Origin of the sequence: Streptomyces graminilatus (assembly GCF_001418565.1) — a bacterium.
Classification (GTDB): domain Bacteria; phylum Actinomycetota; class Actinomycetes; order Streptomycetales; family Streptomycetaceae; genus Streptomyces; species Streptomyces graminilatus.
On record NZ_LIQQ01000414.1, the window covers coordinates 1 to 5381 of the forward strand.

Genomic DNA, 5381 nt, shown 5'->3' on the forward strand with positions numbered 1-5381 from the left:
AGGACGTGTTCTCGCTCGGCGCCGCCGCCGAGCGAGAACACGTCCTTGACGATGCTCAGGTCGAAGCTGGCGCTGACGCTGACACTGTGGCTGACGCTGCTGCTGGTCGACAGACTCTGGGTGATCTGCTGACCGGCCTCGACGGCGTTGCCGCAGTTGATGATCAGGTCGGAGGCGTCGGTCGGGGCGCCCACCGAGGTCTTCACGCTGGTCACCGGGTATTCACAGTGCGCGGAGACGCGGGCGATGGGCGGTGAGCCGGCGGTGGTCTGGCCGATGTCGCCGACGCCGTTGGTCGAGTCCGGCGTCACCTCGCCGTTGTCCAGGTTGATGAAGACGAACTTGACGTCCTCGAACGGCCGGGCCGAGGTCGGACCGGGGCAGAGGCCCGCCATCAACTTGTCGGTGTCGAAGGTCTCTACGCCCTTGAGCTCGAACGGTGTGGAGGCCGGCGCGGGCACGAGCGCCGCCATCGCGGCGGGAACGGCGATCACGCCTCCCGCGAGGGCGATGACCGAGCCGAGGCCGATGGCGATGGTCCTGGAACGTTTCTTCTTGCGCGCGTGCCCTGTTGTCATGGTCTTGCCGTCCTTGGGTGAAGCCGTGCGGGTGGCTTGTCCCGCCCATCCTCATCACGAGCGAGACCATGCCAACAGGGTCAAACATCCCTACTCATGGGTTTCCCTTGGGAATCCCATTACCCTGCGTATGGCCTGTTCCGACCGGACCTCACAGCTTCAGAGCGGGTTGAGGCGGGCCTTCAGCAGGCAGAACTCATTGCCCTCGGGGTCGGCCAGGACATGCCACTGCTCCTCCCCCGTCTGACCGATGTCGGCCGGGCGCGCGCCGAGCTTCAGGAGGCGTTCGAGTTCGGCGTCCTGGTCCCGGTCGGTGGCGTTGACGTCGATGTGCAGCCGGGTCTTGCCCGGTTCCGGCTCGTCCCTGCGGCTGAGGATGATCGTCGGCTGCGGACCGCCGAACCCTTCGCGCGGCCCGATCTCGAACATGTCGTCGCCCTCGCGATCGAGCACGACGAAGTCCAGAACCTCGCACCAGAACCGCGCCAGCACCTCGGGTTCGCGGCAACCGAGAACCAGCTCACTGATACGACACGCCATTGACAAACCTTCTCTCGACCTGGGAACCAACGGGGAGGTCACACGCGAACCTCGTGTCCTCCCAGCGGTGAAAACAACCCAGCGACCGTATCGGACGGGGCGAGCCCGGGCGGACGATTTCGGAGCCGCCGCCGGCACTTAACAAGTTCCGGGAGCCGCTTGGGTGTTGCATGATCGAAGGGTGCTGATCGCGCTGGAGGAGGTCGCAACGTATTCCGAAGGTGACGCACGCTCACCTGCCGCGTGAGCATGGCTCCCGCCGCCTCGGCGGGCCTGTCCCGACGCCACCCGCCACGCAGAAGGAGCGTCAATGCTGACTTCCCATTTCTCCCACACCGACTGGTGGATCGCCGCGATCGTGGCCGGTCTCGCCCTGGCGCTGGCGATGCAGTCCCTGATCCCCGAGAGGAGGCACAAGTGGAAGGCGCTGCTGCCGCCCATAGCCGCGGGGGCGTTCACAGGCCTGAGCACGAACCCGGACGACGGCGAGAACATGGCGCTGATGCTGTTCACGGCGACGGCACTCGGCCTGGCGATCACCCGGGTCATCTACACCCGATTCGTCAGACGCATGATGGAACAGATACGCGCGGGACAGCCTGTCGAGAGGGCAACGCCCAAGCAGACCGCGATCTTTCTCCTCACCTTCGCAGCCGTCGTGGCGGCGATAGTCGCCACCCTTTGAAAGCCCCACCACCCTCCCTCCCAACTGCCCACGTACATCCCATGTCTGGCTCGCCGTCAGGGCAGGGATCGGACATTCATCCGCCAAAGTGCACGGATTTATGTCGCGGGGCTGGACACCGGCAATGGTCGTCCCCGTTAATCCACCCCATGTATCAGTGGAGTGGAGCGGGCCGACGGGTCCGGGGACCTGTGGCCCCTCGGGCCGACAGCTCCGCTGTGCGGCGACACCCACGTACGCGGCGACGGCCGCCACCCGTGCCGCTCTCCCGTCACCGAAAGGGTGCACTATGTCTCCCTCCGTCAGCAGACGGCGCCTCCTGCAAGTTGCCGGGGCCACCGCCGTCGCCTCTGCCGCCGGGCCCCTCGTCGGCAGTTCTCCCGCGTTAGCGGCCACAGCCCTGGCCGTACCCCCGGCCAGAGCCGACATAGGGGTCTCCGCGCACCCCTTCGACCTCGGGCAGGTTCGGCTCACCACGAGCCGGTGGCTGGAGAACCAGGACCGTACGCGGAACTATCTGCGGTTCGTCGATGTCGACCGGCTGCTGTACAACTTCCGCGCCAACCACCGCCTGTCCACCAACGGCGCGGCGACGAACGGCGGTTGGGATGATCCGACGTTCCCCTTCCGCTCGCACGTCCAAGGGCATTTCCTCACCGCATGGGCCCAGTCGTACGCCGTGACCGGGGACACCGTCTGCCGGGACAAGGCGACGAGCATGGTCGCCGAGCTGGCCAAGTGCCAGGCCAACAACAGCGCCGCCGGTTTCGGCGCCGGGTACCTCTCCGGCTTCCCCGAGTCCGACTTCACGGCACTTGAACAGCGGACGCTGTCCAACGGCAACGTGCCGTACTACACCATCCACAAGACCCTCACCGGTCTGCTGGACGTGTGGCGCCACATCGGCAGCACGCAGGCCCGGGACGTACTGCTCGCCCTCGCGGGATGGGTCGACCGGCGTACCGCCCGGCTGAGCGGCCAGCAGATGCAGGCCATGCTGGGAACCGAGTTCGGCGGCATGAACGCCGTACTGGCCGATCTCTACCAGCAGACCGGCGACGCGAAGTGGCTCACCGTCGCCCAACGGTTCGACCACGCCTCGGTGTTCGACCCGCTGGCGTCGAACCAGGACCGGCTCAACGGGCTGCACGCCAACACCCAGGTGCCCAAGTGGATCGGGGCCGCACGCGAGTTCAAGGCCACCGGCACCACCCGCTACCGGGACATCGCCACCAACGCCTGGAACATCTGCGTCGGCACCCACACGTACGCCATCGGCGGCAACAGCCAGGCCGAGCACTTCCGCGCCCCGGGCGCCATCGCCGGCTATCTGAACCAGGACACGTGCGAGAGCTGCAACACCTTCAACATGCTCACCCTCACGCGGGAGTTGTTCGCGCTGGACCCGAACCGGGTGGCGCTGGTCGACTACTACGAGCAGGCCTGGCTGAACCAGATGATCGGCCAGCAGAACCCGGCCGACAGCCACGGCCACGTCACCTACTTCACCCCGCTCAACCCGGGCGGCCGACGCGGTGTGGGCCCGGCGTGGGGCGGCGGCACCTGGAGCACCGACTACGGCACGTTCTGGTGCTGCCAGGGCACGGGCCTGGAGATGCACACCAGGCTGATGGACTCCATCTACTTCCGCACCGACAACACGCTGATCGTGAACCTGTTCGTGCCCTCGGTGCTCAACTGGTCGGAGCGCGGAATCACGGTCACCCAGACCACGTCGTACCCGGACAGCGACACCACGACCCTCCAGGTCACCGGCAACGTCAGCGGCACGTGGGCGATGCGCGTCCGTATCCCGGGCTGGACCACCGGGGCGACGGTCAGCGTCAACGGCGTCGCGCAGAACATCGCCACCACGCCCGGCAGTTACGCCACCCTGAGCCGCTCATGGACCTCCGGCGACACCGTCACCGTCCGCCTGCCGATGCGGATCGTCATGCGGGCGGCCAACGACAACGCGAACGTCGCCGCGATCACGTACGGGCCGGTGGTGCTGTCCGGCAACTACGGCAACTCCTCGCTCAGTTCCCTCCCGTCGCTGAACGTGTCCTCGATCGCGCGGACCAGCACCAGCTCGCTCGCCTTCACCGCCACCGCGAACGGATCGACGGTCAACCTGGGCCCGTTCCACAACGCGCACGGCCACAACTACACCGTCTACTGGAACACCGGCGGCGGCACGGGCACCGCCACCGTCCGGCTCGCCAACGTGGGCAGCGGTCTCGTACTGGGTGTCCAGGACATGTCCACGGCCGACGGTGGCCGCGCCCTGCAGTGGTCCGACTCGGGCACCGCCGACCACAACTGGCAGATGATCACCGACGGGAACGGGTTCCGCTTCCGCAACGCCAACAGCGGCAAGGTGCTCGGCGTCCAGGACATGTCCACGGCGGACGGCGCGACCGTCCTCCAGTGGTCGGACAACGGCACCGCCGACCACGTCTGGACCCTGCTCGACCAGGGGGACGGGACCTACAAGATCCGCAACTCGCACAGCGGCAAGCTGCTCGCCATCGCGAACAACTCCACCGCTGTCGGCGCGTTCGCGGTCCAGGACTCGGACAACGGCACGGCCGACAACCGCTGGCACGTCCTGTCCAACTAACCTTCCCGCAACGGCGGCCAGGCGTCTCCCCAGTCCGCGTCCCGGGCGGCCCGGTAGAGGGTCCCGTGCCGCTTCGTGACCGTTTCCCGGCGCAGCGAGGGCTCCGGTTCCGGCTCGCACAGGTCCAGGAGCACCTGGCCCTTGCGGATCTGCGGCCTGCGTACGACGCGGGCCAGGGCCGGGGTCACCGGGAAGCGGGTGGCGGCGACGTAGCTGAACTTCTCGTCCTCGTACGGGAGGGAGCCTCCCTTCACCTTGCGGTGGAGGGAGGAACGGCTGACCCGGGCGGAGAAGTGGCACCAGTCCTCGCCGGGGACGATCGGGCAGGCGGCGCTGTGCGGGCAGGGGGCGGCGATGTGGAAGCCGGCGCGTACGAGCTGGTCGCGGGCCTCGATGACGCGGAGGTAGCCGCCGGGGGTGCCGGGTTCGATGACGACGACGGTCTGGGCGGCGCCGGCCGCGCTGTCCACGACGGAGGTGCGGTCGGCGTCGGTCAGCTCGCCGAGGACGTAGGAGATGGTGACGAGATCACTGCTCTCGATTTTGAGCGCCGCTCCGATACGAGAGCGCTGCCACTCCGCGTCCTTCAGCTCCGGGTTGGCGGCGGCGATCTCCCGCCCGAGGGCGAGCGCCGGCTCGGCCCAGTCGAGCACGGTGACGGGCCGCGTGCCTCCCCACACGGCGTTGACCGCCCAGGTCGCGGCCCCCGTCCCACCCCCGACGTCGACATGACTGCCGGGCACCCAGCCGGGCGCGGCGTCGGCGAGGGCGTCCAGCGCCGAGCACACCGCCTCGAAGGTGGCCGGCATCCGGTACGCGGCATACGCGGCCACATCGGACCGGTCCCGCAGCACGGGCGTATCGGTCGGCGTCCGCCCCCGGTAGTTGGCGATCAGCCGCTCGACAGCCTGAGCGGCGGCCTTCGGCGGCAGCCCGTCGAGCAGACCGGCGAGGG

At 68.4% G+C, this 5381-nt stretch carries 5 protein-coding genes; 2 read left to right on the top strand and 3 right to left on the bottom strand.

The window, feature by feature from the left end; genetic code table 11:
• On the bottom strand, positions 1 to 578 hold a 578-nt coding region (locus AOK08_RS30990), incomplete at its 3' end, for a hypothetical protein (protein ID WP_055532247.1).
• Positions 579 to 737: 159 nt separating this feature from the next.
• Positions 738 to 1118: a VOC family protein gene (locus AOK08_RS30995; protein WP_055532249.1), complete on the bottom strand. Its 381-nt coding sequence runs from the start codon at positions 1116 to 1118 to the stop codon at positions 738 to 740.
• A 310-nt stretch (positions 1119 to 1428) separates the two neighbouring features.
• Between AOK08_RS30995 and AOK08_RS31000 the strand changes: the two genes are divergently transcribed.
• Both AOK08_RS31000 and AOK08_RS31005 read left to right on the top strand, forming a co-directional pair.
• Complete coding sequence (locus AOK08_RS31000; RefSeq protein WP_055532250.1) at positions 1429 to 1803, top strand: hypothetical protein; 375 nt, start codon at positions 1429 to 1431, stop codon at positions 1801 to 1803.
• A gap of 289 nt (positions 1804 to 2092) precedes the next feature.
• Positions 2093 to 4426, top strand: coding sequence for a beta-L-arabinofuranosidase domain-containing protein (locus AOK08_RS31005; protein ID WP_055532251.1), 2334 nt, complete (start codon positions 2093 to 2095; stop codon positions 4424 to 4426).
• Here the strand turns inward: AOK08_RS31005 and AOK08_RS31010 are convergent.
• Positions 4423 to 5381: small ribosomal subunit Rsm22 family protein (locus AOK08_RS31010; protein WP_055532252.1), on the bottom strand; the 959-nt coding region annotated here is incomplete at its 5' end. The genes AOK08_RS31005 and AOK08_RS31010 overlap by 4 nt on opposite strands.

Bases quoted from the DNA above. Each gene is read 5' to 3' on its own strand.
- AOK08_RS30995 (WP_055532249.1), bottom strand. From the start codon at position 1,118: ATGGCGTGTCGTATCAGTGAGCTGGTTCTCGGTTGCCGCGAACCCGAG.
- AOK08_RS31000 (WP_055532250.1), top strand. From the start codon at position 1,429: ATGCTGACTTCCCATTTCTCCCACACCGACTGGTGGATCGCCGCGATC.
- AOK08_RS31005 (WP_055532251.1), top strand. From the start codon at position 2,093: ATGTCTCCCTCCGTCAGCAGACGGCGCCTCCTGCAAGTTGCCGGGGCC.